This window comes from Mycobacterium sp. NGS34 (genome assembly GCF_059812845.1).
In genome coordinates, this window is record NZ_JCALDM010000005.1 from 31,472 (window position 1) to 49,623 (window position 18,152).

An 18,152-nucleotide genomic window follows, 5' to 3' on the forward strand; every position below is an offset into this window, starting at 1 on the left:
AGCGGAGCCTTGTGATCCGGCTGATTTTCATGCGTGAATTACGGGTGGCCCGCTGCTACCTTCAGGCCGCCACACCCAGAGGAGGCTTGCGTGACGGTTACCGACGACTACCTGGCCAACAACGCGCAGTACGCGAGCAGCTTCAAGGGCCCGCTGCCGATGCCGCCGAGCAAACACGTCGCGGTCGTGGCGTGCATGGACGCGCGGCTCGACGTCTATCGCCTGCTCGGCCTCAACGAGGGCGAGGCCCACGTCATCCGCAACGCGGGCGGCGTCGTCACCGACGACGTCATCCGCTCGCTGGCCATCAGCCAGCGGCTGCTGGGGACGCGGGAGATCATCCTGATCCACCACAGCGACTGCGGCATGCTCACCTTCACCGACGACGACTTCAAGCGCGGCATCCAGGACGAGACCGGGGTCAAGCCGCCGTGGGCGGCCGAGGCGTTCCCCGACGCCGCCGAGGACGTCCGGCAGTCGCTGCGCCGCATCGAGAACAGCCCGTTCGTGACCAAGCAGGTCTCGCTGCGCGGCTTCGTCTTCGACGTCGCCACCGGCAAGCTCCAGGAAGTCACCCTCTAGCGCCCTCGCCTTCCCCGCGCGAGCAGACGCAGAATCGCACGGAAAGCCGCGATCTGATGCGATTCTGCGTCTGCTCGCCGCAATAACTAGCCCACCTTGTACGTGGCCAGCGCCTTGGCGACCAGCGTGCCGGCCGGGTCGACGATCTCGGCCTCGCAGTTGACCAGCGACCGGCCGCGCCGCAGCACCCGGCCCACCCCGATCAGATCGCACGCCCGGGCCGGCGCCATGAAATCCAGCGCCATCGACACCGTGACGCCCCGCAGCGACGGGGGAGCGTCCGCGCCGCACCACGCCGCCGCCATGACGGTCAGGTCGGCGAGGGTGGCGATGGCGCCGCCGTGCACCATGTCGCCGACCGTGACGTTGGAGGGATCCCACGGCAGCCGCAGCCGCACCCCGTCGTCGCCGAGCTGATCGGCGACGATCCCCAGCTTCGCGACGAAAGGCGATTGGGGGAGGAATTGCGAGATGACATCGCGGCCGCTCTGCGTTTCAGTTGCCATGCGTCCATGCTTTCGCACCGGCGAGCGCCCGCAAATACCCGACAGGTCATTGACACCCGCGGGACCGGCTGGTTCTATATAGGACAATGACCATAAAGATGGTCAATTCGATCAAGTTTACAGGGAATGCAACTATGACCAGCGCTGTCAACGCGGCCCCCGCCGCCGGCCAGTACGAGTTGAGTCATCTGCGCTCGCTCGAGGCCGAGGCGATCCACATCATCCGGGAGGTGGCCGCCGAGTTCGAGCGCCCGGTGCTGTTGTTCTCGGGCGGCAAGGACTCGATCGTCATGCTGCACCTGGCGCTCAAGGCGTTTAAGCCCGGGCGGCTGCCGTTCCCGGTCATGCACGTCGACACCGGACACAACTTCGACGAGGTGATCGCCGCCCGCGACGAGTTGGTGGCCGAGTCGGGGGTGCGGCTGGTGGTGGCGTCGGTGCAGGAGGACATCGACGCCGGCCGGGTCGTCGAGACGATCCCGTCGCGCAACCCGATCCAGACCGTGACGCTGCTGCGCGCCATCCGGGAGAACAAGTTCGACGCCGCGTTCGGCGGCGCGCGCCGCGACGAGGAGAAGGCGCGCGCCAAGGAGCGGGTGTTCAGCTTCCGCGACGAGTTCGGGCAGTGGGACCCCAAGGCCCAGCGGCCCGAGCTGTGGAACCTCTACAACGGCCGGCACCACAAGGGCGAGCACATCCGCGTCTTCCCGCTGTCCAACTGGACCGAGTTCGACATCTGGTCCTACATCGGCGCCGAGAAGATCAAGCTGCCGTCGATCTATTTCGCGCACCGGCGCAAGGTGTTTCAGCGCGACGGCATGCTGCTGGCGGTGGACCGGCACATGCAGCCGCGTCCCGACGAGCCGGTGTTCGAGGCCACGGTGCGGTTCCGCACGGTGGGCGACGTCACGTGCACCGGGTGTGTGGAGTCGGAGGCCGCCACCGTGAGCGAGGTCATCGCCGAGACGGCGGTGGCACGGTTGACCGAGCGCGGCGCGACCCGCGCCGACGACCGCATCTCGGAAGCTGGAATGGAAGACCGCAAACGGCAGGGTTACTTCTGATGACAACGTTATTGAGGCTCGCAACCGCCGGCTCCGTCGACGACGGCAAGTCCACCCTGATCGGGCGCCTGCTGTATGACTCCAAGGCCGTGATGGAAGACCAATGGGCGTCGGTGGAGCGGGCGTCGGAGGAGCGCGGCCACGACTACACCGACCTGGCGCTGGTCACCGACGGCCTGCGGGCCGAGCGGGAGCAGGGCATCACCATCGACGTCGCGTACCGCTACTTCGCCACTCCCAAGCGGAAATTCATCATCGCGGACACCCCGGGGCACATCCAGTACACCCGCAACATGGTGACCGGCGCGTCGACCGCTCAGCTGGTGATCGTGCTCGTCGACGCCCGCCACGGCCTGCTGGAGCAGTCCCGCCGGCACGCCTTCCTGGCGTCGTTGCTCGGCATCCAGCACATCGTGCTGGCGGTCAACAAGATGGACCTGATCGACTGGGACAGAGAGAGATTCGAGTGGATCCGCGACGAGTTCCACGCCTTCGCGGCCCGGCTCGACGTGCAGGACGTGGCCACCATCCCGATCTCCGCGCTCAACGGCGACAACGTGGTGACCAAGGGGGACAACTCGCCGTGGTACGAGGGCCCGGCGCTGCTGTCGCACCTCGAAGAGGTCTACATCGCCGGTGACCGCAACCTGGTCGACGTGCGTTTCCCGGTGCAGTACGTCATCCGCCCGCAGACCCACGAGCATCGCGACCACCGCAGCTACGCCGGCACGGTGGCCAGTGGGGTGATGCGCCCCGGCGACGAGGTGGTGGTGCTGCCGATCGGCAAGACCACCCGGATCACCGCGATCGAGGGCGCAGGAGGCCCTGTGGAGGAAGCGTTTCCGCCGATGGCCGTCTCGGTGAGCCTGGCCGACGACATCGACATCTCGCGCGGCGATATGATCGCGCGCACCCACAACCAGCCCAGGGTCACGCAGGATTTCGACGCGACCGTGTGCTGGATGGCCGACAACGCGGCGCTGGAGCCGGGCCGCGACTACCTCATCAAGCACACCACCCGGACCACCCGCGCGCGGGTGACCGCGCTGGAGTACCGGCTCGACGTCAACACCCTGCACCGCGACAAGGGCGCAGCGGCGTTGCAGCTCAACGAACTTGGCCGCATCTCGCTGCGCACCCAGGTTCCGCTGCTGCTCGACGAGTACACCCGCAACTCCAGCACCGGCTCGTTCATCCTCATCGACCCGAACACCAACGGCACGGTGGCGGCGGGCATGGTGTTGCGCGACGTGTCGGTGCAGACTTCCAGCCCCAACACCGTGCGGCACAAGTCGCTCGTCGGCGAGGGCGCCCGGACCCGCGGCAAGACGGTGTGGTTCACCGGCCTGTCGGGCTCCGGGAAGTCCTCGGTGGCGATGGAGGTCGAGCGGACGCTGCTCGAAAGCGGTATTCCCGCTTACGTTTTGGACGGCGACAACCTGCGCCACGGCCTGAACGCGGACCTGGGCTTCTCGATGGCCGACCGCGCCGAGAACCTGCGCCGGCTGGCGCACGTGGCCGCGCTGCTGGCCGACAGCGGCCAGGTCGTGCTGGTGCCGGCGATCAGCCCGCTGGCCGAGCACCGCGAACTGGCCCGCAGGGTCCACGCCGACGCCGGCCTGGAGTTCTTCGAGGTGTTCTGCGATACCCCGCTCGACGAGTGCGAGAAGCGTGATCCCAAGGGGCTGTACGCGAAAGTGCGCGCCGGTGAGATCGAGAACTTCACCGGCATCGACAGCCCGTATCAGCAACCGGAGAATCCCGACCTGCGGCTGACGCCGGACCGCGACGTCGAGGAGCACGCGCAGAGGGTCATCGACCTGCTGGAGTTGCGCCCGTAACCAGCCCACCGGCCAGTGGCACAATCCTCACCATGCGGATGTCGGCCAAGGCGGAGTACGCGGTGCGCGCGATGGTCCAGCTCGCCACGGTCGACGGCGGCACGCTGGTGACGACCGACGAATTGGCCCAAGCCCAGGGCATACCGCCGCAGTTTCTCGTCGACATCCTCACCAACCTGCGCACCGATCGTTTGGTGCGCAGCCACCGCGGCCGCGAGGGCGGCTACGAATTGGCCCGGCCCGGAAACGAGATCAGCATCGCCGACGTGCTGCGCTGCATCGACGGGCCGCTGGCCAGCGTCCGCGACATCGGGCTCGGCGATCTGCCCTATTCCGGGCCGACCGCGCCGCTGGCCGACGTGTGGCGGGCGCTGCGGGCCAGCATGCGCTCGGTGCTGGAAGAAACGAGCGTCGCCGACGTCGCCGCCGGCACCCTGCCCAAGCACGTCGCACAAATGGCCGACGACTACCGGGACCAGGAACACACGCGGCACGGTTCGCCGCGCGGCGATTAGCCGCCCGAGCCGTAGGGGCGGGTCAGGATCTCCATCGCGTGACCGGAGGGATCGAGGAAGTAGACGCCGCGCCCGCCGTCCCGCTGGTTGATCTCGCCCGGCCGCTGCTGGCGCGGGTCGGCCCAATGTTCCAGGCCGCGCGAGGAGATCTTGCCGTAGATCGCGTCGAAGTCGTCCTCGGAGACGAGAAACGCGTAGTGCTGGCGCCGCACTTCCTCCCCCTGGGGGGCGTCGGCGTAATCGAGGCTGGCGCCGTGCTCGAGCTCGACGATCATGAAGGGGCCGAACGGCTTGGGGCTGGGCAGGCCGAACAGTTCGGCGAGGAATTCCGCGGACGCCCGCTTGTCGCGGGCCGCGACGATGGTGTGGTTGAAACTGATGGGCATATCTCAATCATCCGCTTCTCGCGAGCGCGCGTGTCTGTACGGCGACACGCCGTGCGGGCTGACATTTTGCGCACCTTCGCGCGGCGCCGCGCCGCCCCTACTTGGGCGCCGTCAGTTCCAGCGCGATGTTGTCCGGGTCGCGGAACTCCAGAATGTACGACGGGCCAATGTCTTTGACGGGCTCGTGCGGCACGCCGACCTCGTCGAGATGCGTTGCCGCGGCGTCTAATTCGGCCCTGCTGCCGAGCCGGAACGCGATGTGGTCGAGGCCGCAGCGATCCTCGTTGAAGCGGTCCGTGGCGACCGGCCGCAGGCCGAGCAGCGTGCCGCCCAGGTCGTAGATGACGCCGCCGAACAGGAAGGCGAACTGGTTGCGGGTGGCCTCGTCGGCGTTCTCGGGAACCTCGAGCAAGACGGGCCAGCCGAACACGCTCTCGTAGAACCGCCGCGACCGCTCGATGTCGGTCACGGTCAGCCGGACATGCGCGATGGAGGTACTGGTGAAACCCATCTGTCTCATGCTGCCAGAATCGCGTCTGTGCAGATAGCGATGACCATGCCGGTGATGGAACCCGACCTTGACGCGGCGGTGCTCGAAAACTGGGCCCGCGCCATCGACGAGGGCCCGTTCTCGTCGCTGTGCTGGGGCGAGCGCATCGCGTTCGAAAACCCGGACAACCTGACGCTGCTCGGCGCGCTGGCCGCGTGGACCACCCGGGTGCGGCTGATGACCACGGTGATCGTGCCGCAGCTGCACGATCCCGTCATGTTGGCGAAGGGCCTGGCCACCGGCGACGTGCTGAGCGGCGGCCGGCTGACGGTGGGCATCGGCGTGGGCGGCCGGCACGAGGACTATCACGCCGTGGGCGCCGACCCGGCGTCGCAGACTATGCGCGGCATGGCCGACCGGGTGGCGGTGATGAAGCGGGTGTGGGCCGGCGAGAAGATCACCGAGTCGGTGCTGCCGGTCGGGCCGGCCCCGGTGCAGCCCGGCGGTCCGCCGCTGTTCGTCGGCAGCATCGGGCCGAAGACCGTCCGCAGCGCCGCGGCCTGGGCCGACGGGCTGGCCGGCACCACGCTGGACCTCGACGTCGCCAAGCAGAACGAGCTGTTCGACGTGGCGCGGGAGGCGTGGAGCAGCGCCGGCCGGCCCAAACCGCACCTGGTGACGTCGTTCTGGTTCGCGTTCGGCCCACCCGGGCAGGCCCGCGCCCAGGTCCATCGCCACCTGCTGCACTACATGAACTGGATTCCGGCCGAATACGTCGACGCGATGGCGCCCATGACCGGCTGGGCCGGCAGCGAGGACGAGCTGCTGGCGGTGCTGCGCAAGTTCGAGGGAATCGGCGCCGACGAGGTGCAGCTCATCCCGACGAGTTCCGACCTCGACCAGCTGCGCCGCGCGGCCGACGTCGCCGCGAAGCTTTAGGCCGACGCCCGTTCGTCGTCCGCGGCCGGCTCCTGCGGCGGCTGGCCCTTGCGCAGCGTCGCCAGCAGCTCGCGATACGGGCCGACGAGGTAGACGGTGTCGCCGCCGCGCAGCCAGGCGTCGCGGCGCGGGTGCAGTTCGACGGGCGTGTCCTGGCGGGTGATCGCGATGACCCGGGTCTGGGTGGACAGCTCGAACATCTTCAGCCCGTCGAGTTCGCTGCCGGCCGCCACGTGCATGGCGCCGACCATGAAGGAGCGCTGCCCCACCCAGAACGTCCCCAGCACCTGCAGGCCCATCGCGGCGCCGATGAACCACGGCGCGGCCAGATCGACGGTCGAGCGAACGTTCTCGAAGCCGAACCGCTGCGCCACCGCGGCGCCCAGCGCGCGGTCGTAGATGCGCAGCACGATCGGGACGTCGGTCCGGACCACCTCCGGCATGACCCGGGGTCCCAGCATCTCGCGCAGCACGATCCCGGTCTCGATGTTGGTCATGTCGTCCTGCGTCAACAACGCCACCGCGCGGGCCCGGTCGACGCGGGCCGCCGCCAGGGTCTGGCGCAGCGTCGCGTCCCCGAAGATCACCGGCACGTCCAGGTCCTCCGCCGCCGACAGGAACCGGTTGTTGTCGTCGCGCTCGATGACCGCCACCTCGTACCCGGCGCCGGCCAGGTCGGCGACGACGCGGCTGCCGAACGAGCCCAGCCCGACGACGATGACGTGATTGTGCAGATGGCGGGCCCGGCGGCGTCCGGCCGAATGGGCGAAACGCCGCGATAACAGCAGGTCCGCCATGAACGCGACGAGCAGCGCCGTGGTCGTCACGCCGGCGAGCATCAGCATGATGCTGAACAGTCGCAGCCAGGTGGGCTGCTGGAGGAAGCTGAAGTCGCCGTAACCGACGGTCGCGATCGTCTCGGTGCTGAAGTACAACGCGTCGAGCCACGTCATCTTCGCGTGCGGCTGGTAGCTGAAGCGCAGCACGACCGTCGACCCGATCAGCAGCAGCGCCACGGCGAACAGGGCGCGCGGCAGCATCGGGTTGACGTCGTCACGCAGGCCGCGCGCGGCGTCGACCAGTCGGCGCAGCCACGCTTGGCGTGACCGCCTCGCGGTGGGTTTCGGGACCTTGATGCCGCGGGCGGCCAGCTCGTCGGCGGTGCCGATCATCGCGGTCCAGTCGCCGGCGTGCACCTGCAGATCCCGGCCCGGACACGGCTCCACCGCGCCCGGGATGGCGCAGTGCTCGCCGTGGATGACCGCGACGGGCGCCAGGTCGCCGTAGATCTCGCGCAGTGTCGCGTCGCGCGGCGCCTCGGAGCCCGAGACGACGAACTTGATGCCCGCCGCCTCGAACGGGTGCACGGTGTGCGCCAGGCAGGCCTCGACGACCGACGGCGCCGCGAGGTCCGCGACGTCCAGAATCGCGCCGGGGCGCTTGTCGGCGGCCATCGCCGTCCGCAGCACATCGTTGGCCAGCCGCGCCACCACCCGCACGTCGGGATTGGCTTTCCTTGCCAGCAGGGCGATTTCGAGGTTTATCGCGTCGTCGTCCCCGGCGCAGATCACGGCGCGGGCGCGGGCGATCCCGGCGGTGGCGAGCTCGGTCGGGCTGGTGAGCTTGACGATGTGCACGCCGGCGTTGTTGAGCTCCTCGACGATCGTCGTCGCCAGCGCGTCCTCGCCGCTGACGATGATGTGGCTACGCATGCCGGAGCGACGGATCTCCCTATCGTCAGGGGTCATCGCTGCATTATCGCGGTCGCGGCGGCATCGCACGAGCCCACTGCCATACTCGGGCGATGCCCACGGCGAGGCGCGGCCACAGCAGCATCGACATCGCCGCACCGCCCGAGGTCGTCTACGACCTGATTGCCGACGTGGCGCGAATGGGCGAGTGGAGCCCGGAGTGCTACCGCTGCGAGTGGCTGGACGGCGCGACCGCGGCCGCCCCGGGCGTCCGGTTCCGCGGGCACAACCGGCTCGGACGCCTGCGCTGGGCCCGGACGGCAGTGATCGAGAGCGCCGAGCGGGGCCGCGAATTCGGCTTCGCCACCCTCAACGACGCCGCGGGTCGCGAGGAAACCCGTTGGCGCTACACGTTGCAGCCGTCGGCGTCCGGCACACTGCTCACCGAGTCGTTCGAATTCCTGTGGTGCTCGGTCGCCAACAGGCTTGCCGAGGCCCTGGTCCCGCGCGGACGTCAGGTCAACCGCGGCATCGAGGAGACGCTGCGGCGCATCAAGCGCGCCGCGGAGGCGCTACAGGACTTTGAAGTCCGAGGGTGACCAGAACGCCCGCATCGACGTGATCCTCGCGTCCTCGTCGAACGACATCGTCGAGATGGGGGAGAGCCGGCTTCGGGTGTCGCCACCGTCGAGCGTGAGGTTCCACAAGAACGCGGCTTCGCTGCCACCGACCCGGATCTCGAGGAGTTCCGTGTCCTTCTTGGCGTCCTGGAATCCGGCATAGAACTCGCGGATCGCGTCGTGGCCGCGGCGGATGTCCGCGCCGATCGGGTCCTCGAGGGTCGCGTCCTCGGCGTAAAGCGCCACGATGTCGTCGGTCTTGGCGGCGGCGACGAGCGCGAGGTAGCTCTTGACGGTCTCGGTGATGGCTTCGGGGGATGGCATGGCTCCGGACGCTACCGCACCGGTGATACTGGGCGACGTGCCCTTCATCGAATGCGTCGCGTCCCGCGAGATCTATCGGAACCGATGGCTGGTGGTGCGGGAGGACCAGATCCGCCGCCCCGACGGCAGCGCCGGCATCTACTCCGTGATCGACAAACCGACCTACGCGCTCGTGATGCCCTACGACGGCAACCGCTTCCGGCTGGTCGAGCAGTACCGCTATCCCCTCGGCGCGCGGCGCTGGGAGTTCCCGCAGGGCAGCGCCCCCGATCACGCGGAGGTCGACCCGCAAGAGCTGGCCGAGCGCGAGCTGCGCGAGGAGACCGGGCTGCGCGCGACGTCCATCGAGGCGCTGGGCCTGCTCGATGTCGCCGCCGGCATGACGAGTCAGCGCGGGTGGGCGTTCCTGGCCACCGGCATCGTCGAGGGCGAAGCGGACCGCGAGCACGAGGAACAGGACATGCACAGCGAATGGTTCTCACGCGCGGACGTCGAGGAGATGATGCGCACCGGGGTGATCGTCGACGCGCAGTCGATCGCCGCTTACGGCCTGTTCCTTTTGCGCGAGCGATGACTTCCGGGTCGCGCGTCGGTCAGTACCTATATGACGATCACAGACCGAAATCTCGACGGGTACGGCGCACCGCCGATCGAATGGGACCGCGTCCGGGCCACGCTGGACGGTGAGCTGCCGCAGGCGCCGGGCACCGGCGGCCCGCAGCGCCACACCGTCTGGCTGAGCACCATCAATCCCGACGGCAGCCCGCACGTCACGGCCGTCGGGGTAGTTCGTCGCGCCGGCAGCTGGTATTTCACCTCGGGGCTCGCGACGCGGAAGTCCCGCAACCTCGCTCGCGATGGTCGATGCGTACTCAGCGTCGCTACCGAGCCGTTCGACCTCGTCGTCGAGGGCGTCGCCGAGCGGGTCACCGCCGAGGGCGAACTGGCTTCCGTCGCAGCAGCTTTCGTCGACGGCGGATGGCCTTGCCAGGTGGCCGGCGACGCGCTCACTGCCCAGTTCAGCGCCCAGTCGGCCGGTCCGCCGCCGTGGCACGTCTACCGCGTGAAGGCGGCGACGGTGGTCGCGCTCGGCACGTCGGAACCGTTCGGCGCCACTAAGTTTCAGCTGGGCTGATATCTCCCACCGGAAAGGCCGGCAGCGGCGCGGATCTCGCGCCGCGCTGCGGCAGGGTCGGCGTCGGGAAATATGTAGTGGCTCAACGCCGTCCGCGCGATAGCGCCGGCAAGCGCGCGGGGGTCCACCGCCGTGGCGAAGGCGCCCTCGCGGGCGCAGCGCTGCAAGACCGCCACCAGCCCCTCGGCGAGCATCGGCAGCGCCTGGGCCATCTGGTCGTGGGCAAACGAAGGCTCCAGGTCGAGCAGCCGCCCGGGCGGTTGCGCCTCGACGAAGGTCGCGACGACGTCGACGGCCGCCTCCAGCCGGGCGACGCCGGCGACCCCGGACATCGCGTCGTCCATCGCGGCGGCGAAGCGGCGGCGTTCCCGCTTTCCCAGCGCGTCGATGAGCTCTTCCTTGGACGCGAAATAGCGGTAGATGGTCGGTCGCGAAACCCCGGCCAGGGTCGCCACATCCGAGAGGGACAGCTTCCGGGCGCCCGTCCGGAACACCAGCCGCTGGGCCGCGTCGAGGATCCGGTCGGACAGATCCACCGCGGCGGCCCCTACAGCTTGCCGAGCTCGCGCAGCCATGAGATCAGCAGCCGTAGGCCGTCATCGAAGGACATCGGCGCATAGCCGAGCCGCCGGGTGGTCAGGTTGTCGGTCGCCCTGGGCTTGCGCTCGCTCTTGGCCGCGGCCTTCGCGATCGCCATCAGGGTGGGCCCGAATTCGGCGGTCAGCGCCTCGGGGTCGCTGCGGTAGTCGAGATCCTCGACGCGGTGGTCGATTCCGGCGATCTCGCAGGCGCGGTTGATGCCGCCGGCGGTGCTGAAGGTGTCCTCGGGGCGGCCGACCAGCAGGTAGCGCTCGCCGGCCACGCCCTTGTCCAGCGCGGCGATCGACCCCTTCGCGACGTCCGCCCCCGCCACCCAGGTCACGGGAAAAGCCAGATAGCGCTTGATCTTTCCGCGCATGCCGGCCAGCAGCACCCGGTTGAAGCTGGTGCGGTGCAGCGCGCGCGCGACGACCAGGCCGGGACCGAAGATCGCGCCCGGGTGGCACGTCAGCACGTCGTCGCCCGCGCCCGCGCGCCGGTGCGCTTCGAGAAACGCGGCGAGCTTGGTGACGGTGTAGGGGTCGCCCGGCGGATTGCGCAGCACGGGCGCCTCTTCGAAATCGACACCGGTGCTCAGGTCGAGGAAGGTGGCGGTGCTCAGCGCGACCACCCGGCGCATGCCGTGGGCCTTGGCCGCGTCCAGGACGTTCGTGGTGCCGACCGTGTTGACGGCCTTGAAGTCGTCGAGGTCCTGGCTCGCGCCGCCCAGCAGCGCGGCGCAGTGAATGGCCGCCTCGGCGCCCTTCGCCGCGGCCAGCACGTCGTCGGCGTCGGTGATGTCGCCCTTGACCAGCTCGACGCCGATCGCGGTCAGCGCCGCGGCGTCGTCGGGATCGCGCACCAGCGCGCGAACGTGGTCGCCGCGCTCGATCAGCTGCTGGGCGACGTTGCCGCCGGTCTGCCCGGTCGCGCCGGTGACGAAGATCGTGCTGGCCATGGCGACCCTCCCGTGCATTACACATCGAACATATTCAGTACAGACCGTAAACCTTGACGTGCGGATATTCTATAGTCATCGTCATGGCACTCGATCCCTCCAGCGTTCTTCTGACCGACCGCGTCGCGGTCGTCACCGGCGGCGGCGCGGGCATCGGCCGCGGCATCGCGGCGGGACTGAAGGCCTTCGGTGCGCGCGTCGCGATCTGGGAACGCCACCCCGACACGTGCGCCTCGGCCGCCGAGGAGATCGGCGCGCTGGGCCTCACCGTCGACGTGCGCGACAGCGCCGAGGTGGACGCCGCGCTGGCGCAGACCTCCGCCGAGCTGGGGACGGTGTCGATTCTGGTCAACAACGCCGGCGGGGTTTTCTGGTCGGGCATCCTTGACACCAGCGAGAACGGTTGGGACGCGCTGTACAAGTCGAACCTGCGCCATGTGTACCTGTGCACGCAGCGGGTGGCGCGCGTCCTCGTCGAGCAGAAGATGCCCGGCAGCATCATCAGCGTCACCTCGATCGAGGGCGTGCGCGCCGCACCCGGCTACGCGACCTACGCGGCGGCCAAGGCCGGCGTCATCAACTACACCAAGACCGCCGCGCTCGAGCTAGCCCCGCACGGCATCCGGGTGAACGCGCTGGCGCCCGACATCACCCTGACCGAAGGCATCAGGGCGATCGCGCCGCCCGGCTCCGAGCAGCGATTCGGCCTCACGGTGCCGATGGGCCGGGCCGGTCACGTCGACGAAATGGCCGGCGCGGCAGTATTTCTCGCGTCCGAGATGTCCAGCTACATCACTGGTCAGACAATCCACGTCGACGGCGGCACCCACGCCGCCAGCGGCTGGTATCACCATCCGGAGACCGGCGCGTACGCGCTCGGTCCGACGAGCAACTAGGTGTCGAGGCCGACATGAGCCGACATCCCGCCGTCGATCGCGATCATCTGCCCGGTGATGTAGCGCGACGCGTCCGAGGCCAGGAAGGCGACGAGGTCGGCGACGTCCTGCGGTTCCCCGAGATACGGCGTCAACGTGGCCCGACCCAGGCGGCCGATGATCTCCTCGGACAGGTGCGCGCGCACGGCGTCGGTGAGGATCAAACCGGGGACGATCGTGTTGGCCCGCACGCCCGCCTTGCCCTCGCTGGTCGCGACGTACATCGTCAGCGTGTGCACCCCGGCCTTCGAGACGCCGTAGGCCAGGCGGGTGCGGTCGCCTTTGAGCGCGGCCCCCGACGACATGTTGACGATGGAACCGCCCCCGCCCCTTCGCATTTCGGGGACCGCGTACTTACACATCAGCAGCTGACTGCCGAGGTTGACCTCCAGGGATCGCTGCCACACGTCCAGCGGCATTTCGGCGACCGTGGTGTCCCGCGACAGGAAGTCGCTGGCGGTCAGCGCCGCGTTGTTGTGCAGGACGTCGACGCGCCCGAACTCTCCGGCCGTCGCTTCCACCACGGCTCGCGCCGTGGCCTCCCGCGCGAGATCGCCGCCGAGCGCGATCGCCCGGCCCCCCGTGCGCCGGATCTCGTCGGCGACCCCGGCGGCCTTCGCCTCGTCGACGTCGACGACGGCGACGGCGGCGCCCTCGCGGGCCAATTCCCGCGCCGTCGCCGCGCCGATTCCCCCGGCGCCCCCGGTGACTATCGCGACCTTGTCGGCAAGTCTGGACATCGAGTTCTCCCAACCATCGGGGCTTTTCGGCCTCGCACAAGAAAGTTAGCCTGATTCATGCCGCGTATTGCGCCAATCCCAATGGAAGAGCTGAGCTCGCGCTCCCGCGAGATCGTGGAGGCCGGCGTCGCCGCCGGGCTCTACGCCACCCCGGTGCCGCTGCAGATATTCGCGTATCGCAGCGCACAGCTCGAACAGATCAACATGGCCAGACACCAGCTGGGCGCCGGCAGCCTGCTCGGCGGCCGGATCCTCGAGTTGCTGCGCATCCGCAGCGCCCAGCTCGGCGAATGCGAGCCGTGCAGCCAGTCGCGCAAGCACGACTCGATCACCGACGAGGACGTCGCCTGCCTGCTCGCCCCGGGCCACGGCGACCTCACCCCGCAGGAACAGATGGCCGTCGAGTTCCTCGATTTGCTGTCGGCCGACCATCACGCCATGGACGACGAGTTCTACAAGCGGCTGGGGGAGCACTTCACCGCCGCGCAGATCATCGAGCTGGGGTTCACCTGCGCCGGGGTGATGGGGGTGCACCGCTTCATCCACACCCTCGACGTCTACGGCGACTCGCCGCCCGCCATCGAGTACAACCAGGATCAGGTCGACGCCACCAAGCCCGGCGTGACTACGTGAGCGGGTAGGGCCCGAAGCGGCCCCACGCGACGAAGACGGCGAGCGCCAGCAGCACCGCGTTCATCGCGACGAACGGTGTCTCCTTGCGCCGGGCGTGCACCACAGAAGCGCCGACCATCACCGCCGCGAGCCCAACTGCGGCCAGCGGCACCAGGATTGGCGCGACGTGCACCACGGCCGGCACGATCAGCCCGATCGCGCCGAGGATCTCGGCGACCCCGATGAGCCGGATCGTCGTCGGGCTGTAATCCTCCGCCCAACCGAAGCCCGAGCCCACCAACTGGTCCTTGGTGCGAACGAGTTTCAACAGCCCGCTGCCGACGAATGTGACCGCCAGAACGATCGCGACGATCCACAGCGCCATGTTCATCCAGACCTCCTCAGAGAAGGGCGATCTCGCGATCATCCAACGGCAGGCCGCCCGCGGCAAGGGTGCTAATCATTGGCACCCACTAGAGCCGGCGATGCAATTGCGGCAAGAATGACACCATGTCCGACCGGTCCTTCGACGCCACCAACCCGTTCCATCGAGTGATGCGCACCTTCGCCGCCACGAAGGTGGGGGCGGCGTTCATGCGCCCGGCCGCACACCACCTGGACCGACTCGTCACCAAGATCACCGGCGGCCGAAGTAGCTTCGCCGAAATCGTGACCGGGGTTCCCGCCGTCATTCTCACCACCACCGGCGCCAAGTCGGGTCAACCCCGCACCGTCGCGTTGTACGGAATCCCGCACCCCGATGGCGTGGGCCTCATCGCGTCCAACTGGGGCGGCGAAAAGCACCCGGCCTGGTACTACAACCTCAAGGCCAACCCGTCGGCCACGGTGTCGATCGGGCGCGACACCTGGCAGGCCACCGCCCGGCTCGCCACGCCGGCCGAGCGCGACGAGATCTGGGCGAAAGGGCTCAAGATGTATCCCGGCTGGCGCAAGTACGAAGTGCGGGCCGGCGACCGCCACATCGAGGCGTTCGTTCTCACGCGGGACTGAGCGGTCGATGTGGCCTGATGGTCAAGCCGGGCAAGGGGCTTGCCCTTCCAAGTCAGGTCGAGGTGATCAGGCGCTGTATGTGTGGAAGTATCACGCGGCACTCGGCTGCGCTGAGCTGCAACGTGCCGTGCTCACCCTCCCTGGTGTCGAACGACAGGGTCAAAGAGCCGTGTTCGATCAGCGGTGTCTCGCCAATGTGGCCTTGGTACGCCGCAAATTTGGGTTCCTCGATCACGACGAGCATCCAGTGCGATCCTTTCCCCGGTGTTCCCGGGCTCTCGCCAGTAACGTGCCTGTCAATTACCCCACACCGATTAACTCCTGCAGTCTGGCCGCGATGAAGTCCACTCGGCGTGCCCAGCGACGCACTGACTCGCGAGGCGACACCACCGACAAATGACCGCTTGAGCCCACAAACGCCGGGGCTACTTCGTCAGCCCTTCATTCCTCGCTCGCTTCGGACGAGCAGGGCGGGGCCGCCGAGCATGAGTGCCAGCGCGAAACCGGTGATGTCGGTGCTGGTGGGCTGGTGGGTGCTCATGTCGAACGCGGTGATCCCGAAGGTGGCGAGCAGGGTGAGCACGAAGACCATGCCGGTGTGGCGGGTCGGCCCGAAGGCGAGGAAGACAAGGCCGACTACGGCGATGAAAAGCGACAACATCAGGTCGGCACCTGAGCTTCGCGCCCGATCAACCTAGCCTCCTCATCGCCAGGCACACAGAGTAGCCGGTGCGTGGTGGCAGTGAGGTTTATTGCTCCAATCTCGCGCATTCCGGTGAAGGATCGCCCGGGTTCTTGTCTCCGTATTCAAAAGAGGCGCATTCGTTGTTCTCAAGTCCACCGGGGGCCGCTCGAAAGCGGTGTTGCGCAAGGCAACAACCCGCAGGGAGCGTCAGCCTCGCCGCCCGGCCCGATCGGCGAATGCGTCGAGCGCGGCGAGCACTTCAGGCGAACGCCACACTCGGTTGCGGGGGCCGCTGGTCGTCTCGATGAGGATGCCTGCCTTGGTAAGCGGGTTGAGGTAGCGGTGAGCGTTGGTGGATTCGATGCCGAGCTCCCGTGCGAGTAGCGCAGCGTTGACGACCGGTCGGCGGGTCAACAAATCGGCGACTTTCCATACAGCGGAGTCGGATCGCGCGGCGATCACGTCGTCCCAGCTCTCGCGGATGCCGCGAATGTCGGCGACCAATTGACGCCCATTCGCGATCGCGAGGACGCTGGCGCGTGAGAAGCGCTGAATGATCGGTGCGGCGTCGCCGGCGCGGTAGGCGGTGAGCGCGGCGAAATACGAGTCCGTGTCGGCCAGCAGCCCGGCCGAGACCGGCACCGTCACCTGGCGGATCAATCCTTTGTTGCGCAGCATGGCCTGCACCAGTGCGCGGCCGGTGCGTCCGTTGCCATCGGTGAAGGGATGAATGGTTTCGAACTGTGCGTGGGCCACTGCGATCTGCGGCAGCGCGGGAATGTCGGCGCGCTGCGCGAAGGTGATCAGGTCGTCGATGGCGCCAGGGACCAGCTCGTGGCGCGGGCCGACAAATGTCGCGCCGATGGGAGTGGAGCCACCGCCGATCCACACCGGCTCGGTACGGAATTCGCCAGGTGTATGGCGCGGCTCGTTGGTCATCAATGAGCGGTGCATCACCAATATGGCGTTAGCGTCGATAGCGTCGGACAGGCCGATCGCTGCTTGCATCGCAGCGGTGTTGGCGACGATCATCTCGGCATTGCGCTTGGCCTTGCCGCCGGGCAGCTCGGCCTCGGCGATAGCTCGCGACGACGCGGTCAGGTTCTCGATCTGCGAGCTGGCGGCGGACTCCGACCGCAGCAATACGGCGGCAAATGGTGCGATCTCGCCTCCGAGTTCGGCGTCGAAACGCGTGATCTCGCGGCTGGCGGATTCGGCTTCTGCCAACACGGACGCTGGCAAGTCCAGGACCACGTCGGCAATGCTGGCCGGCACGGCGGGGTGGTAGGTGCCGGACTTCGGCAGCGCAGCGCTCGCGTACCGCACCCCCTGCGGTTCCCAACGAACGTTCTCGTAGGTGACTGCGCTAAATGAAGTCACCGGCCTAGATTAACATCACTTGCGCCATAAGTGAAGTTAGTAGTCATGGTTGACTTCACTTAGCACTGCCCCCGCCCGTGCGCGCTACTTCGCAAAACTTACATGGCTAAGTGAAGTCATTGCTGCAGTCTGACCTCACCTGTGCATAGATCTGGCGCAGCCGCGGCAACGAATAGCGCAGCGCGGGCGGATCGTATCGCCGACCTTCTTCGCAATGAGTGCCCCCGGCAGGATTCGAACCTGCGGCCTTCTGCTCCGGAGACAGACACGAACCGGCCTGGGGCGTTCGGGGGCGTCCGGTGGCGGGTGCCCCGCGAGTCAGTGAAACCGCTGTGACCTGCGGAAACCATACGGATGCAGCCGGGGGCGTCCTGTGTCATCCGCACACGTCTGACCAGTGAGTTTCCGGTCAGGTGTGTCAACGGTGTGTCAATGACACCTGCGCTTCACCGGCACGCGTAACACCCCAGGGCTTCGGCTCGGCCATGACAGCGCGCTCACGGGCACGGCGGCCAGAGCGCGCTCACGGCACGGCGGCCCGTAGCGGCTCCCAGAGCGCCACCGCCGCGTCAAGACAGGCGTCCAACTCGGCGGCGTCGGCAAACGGGGCGAGCTCGGCACGGATCACGGCGGCCAGCTTCGGCGGCACCGCGTAGGCGCAGCGCAGCCGGAACAGGAACAGCGGCGACACCGACCCGTCTTCGGTGAACATCGAGCCGTCGCATAGCTCTAAGAGCTCGGCCCGCTCCTCGGCGTCGTCGCGGCAGGCCGCCGGTAGCCGCTGGACGACAGACTGGACGGCGGCCACGGCGGCGGCCCGCTGGGAGCCCGACGCCCGCAGCGGCTCGGCGGCGGCGGCCAACTCGGCGGCGGCCTGCGCGGCGATCACCCGCTGCACCGACGACCGCGACGCCTCGACCTCGCGGGCAATCACCCGCACCGACAAGCCCTGACCGTGCAGGGCCAGCACCCGCTCAACATCCATGCGCCCAGCATGACGCCCCATTCCAGCAAACACCGCCCCCGGTGTCCCGGCGTGTCCCGCCCAACGTCCCGACGCCCTGACCAGCACAAACGCACCAAAGTTAGCTGGCCACCACGACGGGCAGCCACCGCCCACCGTTCGGGGGGGACGCCCGTTCCCCCGAGGAATGTTGGT

Annotated in this window: 24 protein-coding genes and 1 tRNA gene; 11 read left to right on the top strand and 14 right to left on the bottom strand. The window is 68.4% G+C overall.

The genetic code is table 11. The features are described from left to right. Positions 1-90: 90 nt before the first annotated feature. The gene (locus AC5Y7V_RS14150; RefSeq protein WP_499880684.1) at positions 91-582 is read left to right on the top strand and encodes a beta-class carbonic anhydrase; all 492 of its coding nucleotides are present in this window, start codon (positions 91-93) and stop codon (positions 580-582) included. Positions 583-668: 86 nt separating this feature from the next. Here AC5Y7V_RS14150 and AC5Y7V_RS14155 read toward each other — a convergent pair whose 3' ends face one another. After that, positions 669-1,088: a PaaI family thioesterase gene (locus tag AC5Y7V_RS14155; RefSeq protein WP_499880685.1), complete on the bottom strand. Its 420-nt coding sequence runs from the start codon at positions 1,086-1,088 to the stop codon at positions 669-671. 86 nt (positions 1,089-1,174) lie between these two features. Between AC5Y7V_RS14155 and cysD the strand changes: the two genes are divergently transcribed. Genes cysD through AC5Y7V_RS14170 form a run of 3 tightly spaced genes read left to right on the top strand, consistent with a single transcriptional unit; the run spans position 1,175 to position 4,508 of the window. Beyond that, positions 1,175-2,152: a sulfate adenylyltransferase subunit CysD gene (cysD, locus tag AC5Y7V_RS14160; protein WP_499880686.1), complete on the top strand. Its 978-nt coding sequence runs from the start codon at positions 1,175-1,177 to the stop codon at positions 2,150-2,152. Continuing rightward, entirely contained in the window at positions 2,152-3,993 is a 1,842-nt protein-coding gene (gene cysC / locus AC5Y7V_RS14165) for an adenylyl-sulfate kinase (RefSeq protein ID WP_499880687.1), read from the top strand. The genes cysD and cysC overlap by 1 nt, the downstream gene beginning before the upstream one ends. 32 nt (positions 3,994-4,025) lie before the next feature. Beyond that, complete coding sequence (locus tag AC5Y7V_RS14170) at positions 4,026-4,508, top strand: Rrf2 family transcriptional regulator (RefSeq protein WP_499880688.1); 483 nt, start codon at positions 4,026-4,028, stop codon at positions 4,506-4,508. Here AC5Y7V_RS14170 and AC5Y7V_RS14175 read toward each other — a convergent pair. Then, the gene (locus tag AC5Y7V_RS14175) at positions 4,505-4,894 is read right to left on the bottom strand and encodes a VOC family protein (protein ID WP_499880689.1); all 390 of its coding nucleotides are present in this window, start codon (positions 4,892-4,894) and stop codon (positions 4,505-4,507) included. The genes AC5Y7V_RS14170 and AC5Y7V_RS14175 overlap by 4 nt on opposite strands. A gap of 97 nt (positions 4,895-4,991) precedes the next feature. After that, positions 4,992-5,405 carry a VOC family protein gene (locus AC5Y7V_RS14180; protein WP_499880690.1) on the bottom strand — a complete coding sequence of 138 codons (414 nt, stop codon included), beginning with the start codon at positions 5,403-5,405 and terminating at the stop codon, positions 4,992-4,994. 39 nt (positions 5,406-5,444) lie between these two features. On the opposite strand from AC5Y7V_RS14180, the gene AC5Y7V_RS14185 reads away from it, so the two are divergent. Then, the gene (locus AC5Y7V_RS14185) at positions 5,445-6,323 is read left to right on the top strand and encodes an LLM class flavin-dependent oxidoreductase (RefSeq protein ID WP_499881017.1); all 879 of its coding nucleotides are present in this window, start codon (positions 5,445-5,447) and stop codon (positions 6,321-6,323) included. On the opposite strand, the gene AC5Y7V_RS14190 is transcribed toward AC5Y7V_RS14185, so the two are convergent. Next, positions 6,320-8,035 (bottom strand): NAD-binding protein, encoded by a 1,716-nt coding sequence (locus AC5Y7V_RS14190; protein ID WP_499881018.1) that lies wholly within the window; start codon positions 8,033-8,035, stop codon positions 6,320-6,322. The genes AC5Y7V_RS14185 and AC5Y7V_RS14190 overlap by 4 nt on opposite strands. A 92-nt stretch (positions 8,036-8,127) precedes the next feature. Here AC5Y7V_RS14190 and AC5Y7V_RS14195 point away from each other — a divergent pair, with 92 nt between their 5' ends. Then, a complete protein-coding gene (locus AC5Y7V_RS14195) occupies positions 8,128-8,613 on the top strand; it encodes an SRPBCC family protein (protein ID WP_499880691.1) in 486 nt (161 codons plus the stop codon). Here AC5Y7V_RS14195 and AC5Y7V_RS14200 read toward each other — a convergent pair. Continuing rightward, positions 8,587-8,958, bottom strand: coding sequence for a nuclear transport factor 2 family protein (locus AC5Y7V_RS14200; RefSeq protein ID WP_499880692.1), 372 nt, complete (start codon positions 8,956-8,958; stop codon positions 8,587-8,589). The genes AC5Y7V_RS14195 and AC5Y7V_RS14200 overlap by 27 nt on opposite strands. Between AC5Y7V_RS14200 and AC5Y7V_RS14205 the strand changes: the two genes are divergently transcribed. After that, entirely contained in the window at positions 8,957-9,532 is a 576-nt protein-coding gene (locus tag AC5Y7V_RS14205) for an NUDIX domain-containing protein (RefSeq protein WP_499880693.1), read from the top strand. The genes AC5Y7V_RS14200 and AC5Y7V_RS14205 overlap by 2 nt on opposite strands. A gap of 30 nt (positions 9,533-9,562) precedes the next feature. Further along, positions 9,563-10,093 (top strand): pyridoxamine 5'-phosphate oxidase family protein, encoded by a 531-nt coding sequence (locus AC5Y7V_RS14210; protein ID WP_499880694.1) that lies wholly within the window; start codon positions 9,563-9,565, stop codon positions 10,091-10,093. Here AC5Y7V_RS14210 and AC5Y7V_RS14215 read toward each other — a convergent pair. Together AC5Y7V_RS14215 and AC5Y7V_RS14220 are read right to left on the bottom strand one after the other, a co-directional pair. Then, on the bottom strand, positions 10,081-10,629 hold the full coding sequence (locus tag AC5Y7V_RS14215) for a TetR/AcrR family transcriptional regulator (RefSeq protein WP_499880695.1): 549 nt from the start codon (positions 10,627-10,629) through the stop codon (positions 10,081-10,083). The two genes, AC5Y7V_RS14210 and AC5Y7V_RS14215, sit on opposite strands and share 13 nt — an antisense overlap. Positions 10,630-10,640: 11 nt before the next feature. Further along, positions 10,641-11,630, bottom strand: coding sequence for an NAD-dependent epimerase/dehydratase family protein (locus AC5Y7V_RS14220; RefSeq protein WP_499880696.1), 990 nt, complete (start codon positions 11,628-11,630; stop codon positions 10,641-10,643). 83 nt (positions 11,631-11,713) lie between these two features. Here AC5Y7V_RS14220 and AC5Y7V_RS14225 point away from each other — a divergent pair, with 83 nt between their 5' ends. Further along, the gene (locus AC5Y7V_RS14225; protein WP_499880697.1) at positions 11,714-12,526 is read left to right on the top strand and encodes an SDR family NAD(P)-dependent oxidoreductase; all 813 of its coding nucleotides are present in this window, start codon (positions 11,714-11,716) and stop codon (positions 12,524-12,526) included. On the opposite strand, the gene AC5Y7V_RS14230 is transcribed toward AC5Y7V_RS14225, so the two are convergent. Continuing rightward, entirely contained in the window at positions 12,523-13,305 is a 783-nt protein-coding gene (locus AC5Y7V_RS14230) for an SDR family NAD(P)-dependent oxidoreductase (protein ID WP_499880698.1), read from the bottom strand. The two genes, AC5Y7V_RS14225 and AC5Y7V_RS14230, sit on opposite strands and share 4 nt — an antisense overlap. Positions 13,306-13,386: 81 nt before the next feature. Between AC5Y7V_RS14230 and AC5Y7V_RS14235 the strand changes: the two genes are divergently transcribed. Then, complete coding sequence (locus AC5Y7V_RS14235; protein WP_499880699.1) at positions 13,387-13,938, top strand: carboxymuconolactone decarboxylase family protein; 552 nt, start codon at positions 13,387-13,389, stop codon at positions 13,936-13,938. Here the strand turns inward: AC5Y7V_RS14235 and AC5Y7V_RS14240 are convergent. Continuing rightward, positions 13,931-14,308, bottom strand: coding sequence for a DoxX family protein (locus tag AC5Y7V_RS14240; protein WP_499880700.1), 378 nt, complete (start codon positions 14,306-14,308; stop codon positions 13,931-13,933). The genes AC5Y7V_RS14235 and AC5Y7V_RS14240 overlap by 8 nt on opposite strands. 119 nt (positions 14,309-14,427) lie before the next feature. Here AC5Y7V_RS14240 and AC5Y7V_RS14245 point away from each other — a divergent pair, with 119 nt between their 5' ends. After that, positions 14,428-14,928, top strand: a complete 501-nt coding sequence (locus AC5Y7V_RS14245) for a nitroreductase family deazaflavin-dependent oxidoreductase (protein ID WP_499880701.1) — start codon at positions 14,428-14,430, stop codon at positions 14,926-14,928. 52 nt (positions 14,929-14,980) lie between these two features. Here the strand turns inward: AC5Y7V_RS14245 and AC5Y7V_RS14250 are convergent, their stop codons facing one another. The 5 genes from AC5Y7V_RS14250 to AC5Y7V_RS14270 all read right to left on the bottom strand — a co-directional run bounded on the left by AC5Y7V_RS14250 (position 14,981) and on the right by AC5Y7V_RS14270 (position 17,978). Next, positions 14,981-15,172, bottom strand: a complete 192-nt coding sequence (locus AC5Y7V_RS14250) for a hypothetical protein (protein WP_499880702.1) — start codon at positions 15,170-15,172, stop codon at positions 14,981-14,983. Positions 15,173-15,361: 189 nt separating this feature from the next. Next, a complete protein-coding gene (locus AC5Y7V_RS14255) occupies positions 15,362-15,589 on the bottom strand; it encodes a hypothetical protein (protein WP_499880703.1) in 228 nt (75 codons plus the stop codon). Between the two features lie 231 nt (positions 15,590-15,820). Next, complete coding sequence (locus AC5Y7V_RS14260) at positions 15,821-16,993, bottom strand: Fic family protein (RefSeq protein WP_499880704.1); 1,173 nt, start codon at positions 16,991-16,993, stop codon at positions 15,821-15,823. A 219-nt stretch (positions 16,994-17,212) separates the two neighbouring features. After that, positions 17,213-17,287: transfer RNA gene (locus AC5Y7V_RS14265), tRNA-Arg, on the bottom strand. Between the two features lie 229 nt (positions 17,288-17,516). Next, entirely contained in the window at positions 17,517-17,978 is a 462-nt protein-coding gene (locus AC5Y7V_RS14270) for a helix-turn-helix domain-containing protein (protein ID WP_499880705.1), read from the bottom strand. Positions 17,979-18,152 lie beyond the last annotated feature (174 nt).

What these genes read in the sequence shown, in the direction of transcription:
- AC5Y7V_RS14155 (WP_499880685.1), bottom strand. Translation starts at nt 1,088, where the DNA reads ATGGCAACTGAAACGCAGAGCGGCCGCGATGTCATCTCGCAATTCCTC.
- cysD (WP_499880686.1), top strand. Translation starts at nt 1,175, where the DNA reads ATGACCATAAAGATGGTCAATTCGATCAAGTTTACAGGGAATGCAACT.
- cysC (WP_499880687.1), top strand. Translation starts at nt 2,152, where the DNA reads ATGACAACGTTATTGAGGCTCGCAACCGCCGGCTCCGTCGACGACGGC.
- AC5Y7V_RS14170 (WP_499880688.1), top strand. Translation starts at nt 4,026, where the DNA reads ATGCGGATGTCGGCCAAGGCGGAGTACGCGGTGCGCGCGATGGTCCAG.
- AC5Y7V_RS14175 (WP_499880689.1), bottom strand. Translation starts at nt 4,894, where the DNA reads ATGCCCATCAGTTTCAACCACACCATCGTCGCGGCCCGCGACAAGCGG.
- AC5Y7V_RS14180 (WP_499880690.1), bottom strand. Translation starts at nt 5,405, where the DNA reads ATGGGTTTCACCAGTACCTCCATCGCGCATGTCCGGCTGACCGTGACC.
- AC5Y7V_RS14185 (WP_499881017.1), top strand. Translation starts at nt 5,445, where the DNA reads ATGACCATGCCGGTGATGGAACCCGACCTTGACGCGGCGGTGCTCGAA.
- AC5Y7V_RS14190 (WP_499881018.1), bottom strand. Translation starts at nt 8,035, where the DNA reads ATGCGTAGCCACATCATCGTCAGCGGCGAGGACGCGCTGGCGACGACG.
- AC5Y7V_RS14195 (WP_499880691.1), top strand. Translation starts at nt 8,128, where the DNA reads ATGCCCACGGCGAGGCGCGGCCACAGCAGCATCGACATCGCCGCACCG.
- AC5Y7V_RS14205 (WP_499880693.1), top strand. Translation starts at nt 8,957, where the DNA reads ATGGCTCCGGACGCTACCGCACCGGTGATACTGGGCGACGTGCCCTTC.
- AC5Y7V_RS14200 (WP_499880692.1), bottom strand. Translation starts at nt 8,958, where the DNA reads ATGCCATCCCCCGAAGCCATCACCGAGACCGTCAAGAGCTACCTCGCG.
- AC5Y7V_RS14210 (WP_499880694.1), top strand. Translation starts at nt 9,563, where the DNA reads ATGACGATCACAGACCGAAATCTCGACGGGTACGGCGCACCGCCGATC.
- AC5Y7V_RS14220 (WP_499880696.1), bottom strand. Translation starts at nt 11,630, where the DNA reads ATGGCCAGCACGATCTTCGTCACCGGCGCGACCGGGCAGACCGGCGGC.
- AC5Y7V_RS14225 (WP_499880697.1), top strand. Translation starts at nt 11,714, where the DNA reads ATGGCACTCGATCCCTCCAGCGTTCTTCTGACCGACCGCGTCGCGGTC.
- AC5Y7V_RS14230 (WP_499880698.1), bottom strand. Translation starts at nt 13,305, where the DNA reads ATGTCCAGACTTGCCGACAAGGTCGCGATAGTCACCGGGGGCGCCGGG.
- AC5Y7V_RS14235 (WP_499880699.1), top strand. Translation starts at nt 13,387, where the DNA reads ATGGAAGAGCTGAGCTCGCGCTCCCGCGAGATCGTGGAGGCCGGCGTC.
- AC5Y7V_RS14240 (WP_499880700.1), bottom strand. Translation starts at nt 14,308, where the DNA reads ATGAACATGGCGCTGTGGATCGTCGCGATCGTTCTGGCGGTCACATTC.
- AC5Y7V_RS14245 (WP_499880701.1), top strand. Translation starts at nt 14,428, where the DNA reads ATGTCCGACCGGTCCTTCGACGCCACCAACCCGTTCCATCGAGTGATG.
- AC5Y7V_RS14250 (WP_499880702.1), bottom strand. Translation starts at nt 15,172, where the DNA reads ATGCTCGTCGTGATCGAGGAACCCAAATTTGCGGCGTACCAAGGCCAC.
- AC5Y7V_RS14255 (WP_499880703.1), bottom strand. Translation starts at nt 15,589, where the DNA reads ATGTTGTCGCTTTTCATCGCCGTAGTCGGCCTTGTCTTCCTCGCCTTC.
- AC5Y7V_RS14270 (WP_499880705.1), bottom strand. Translation starts at nt 17,978, where the DNA reads ATGGATGTTGAGCGGGTGCTGGCCCTGCACGGTCAGGGCTTGTCGGTG.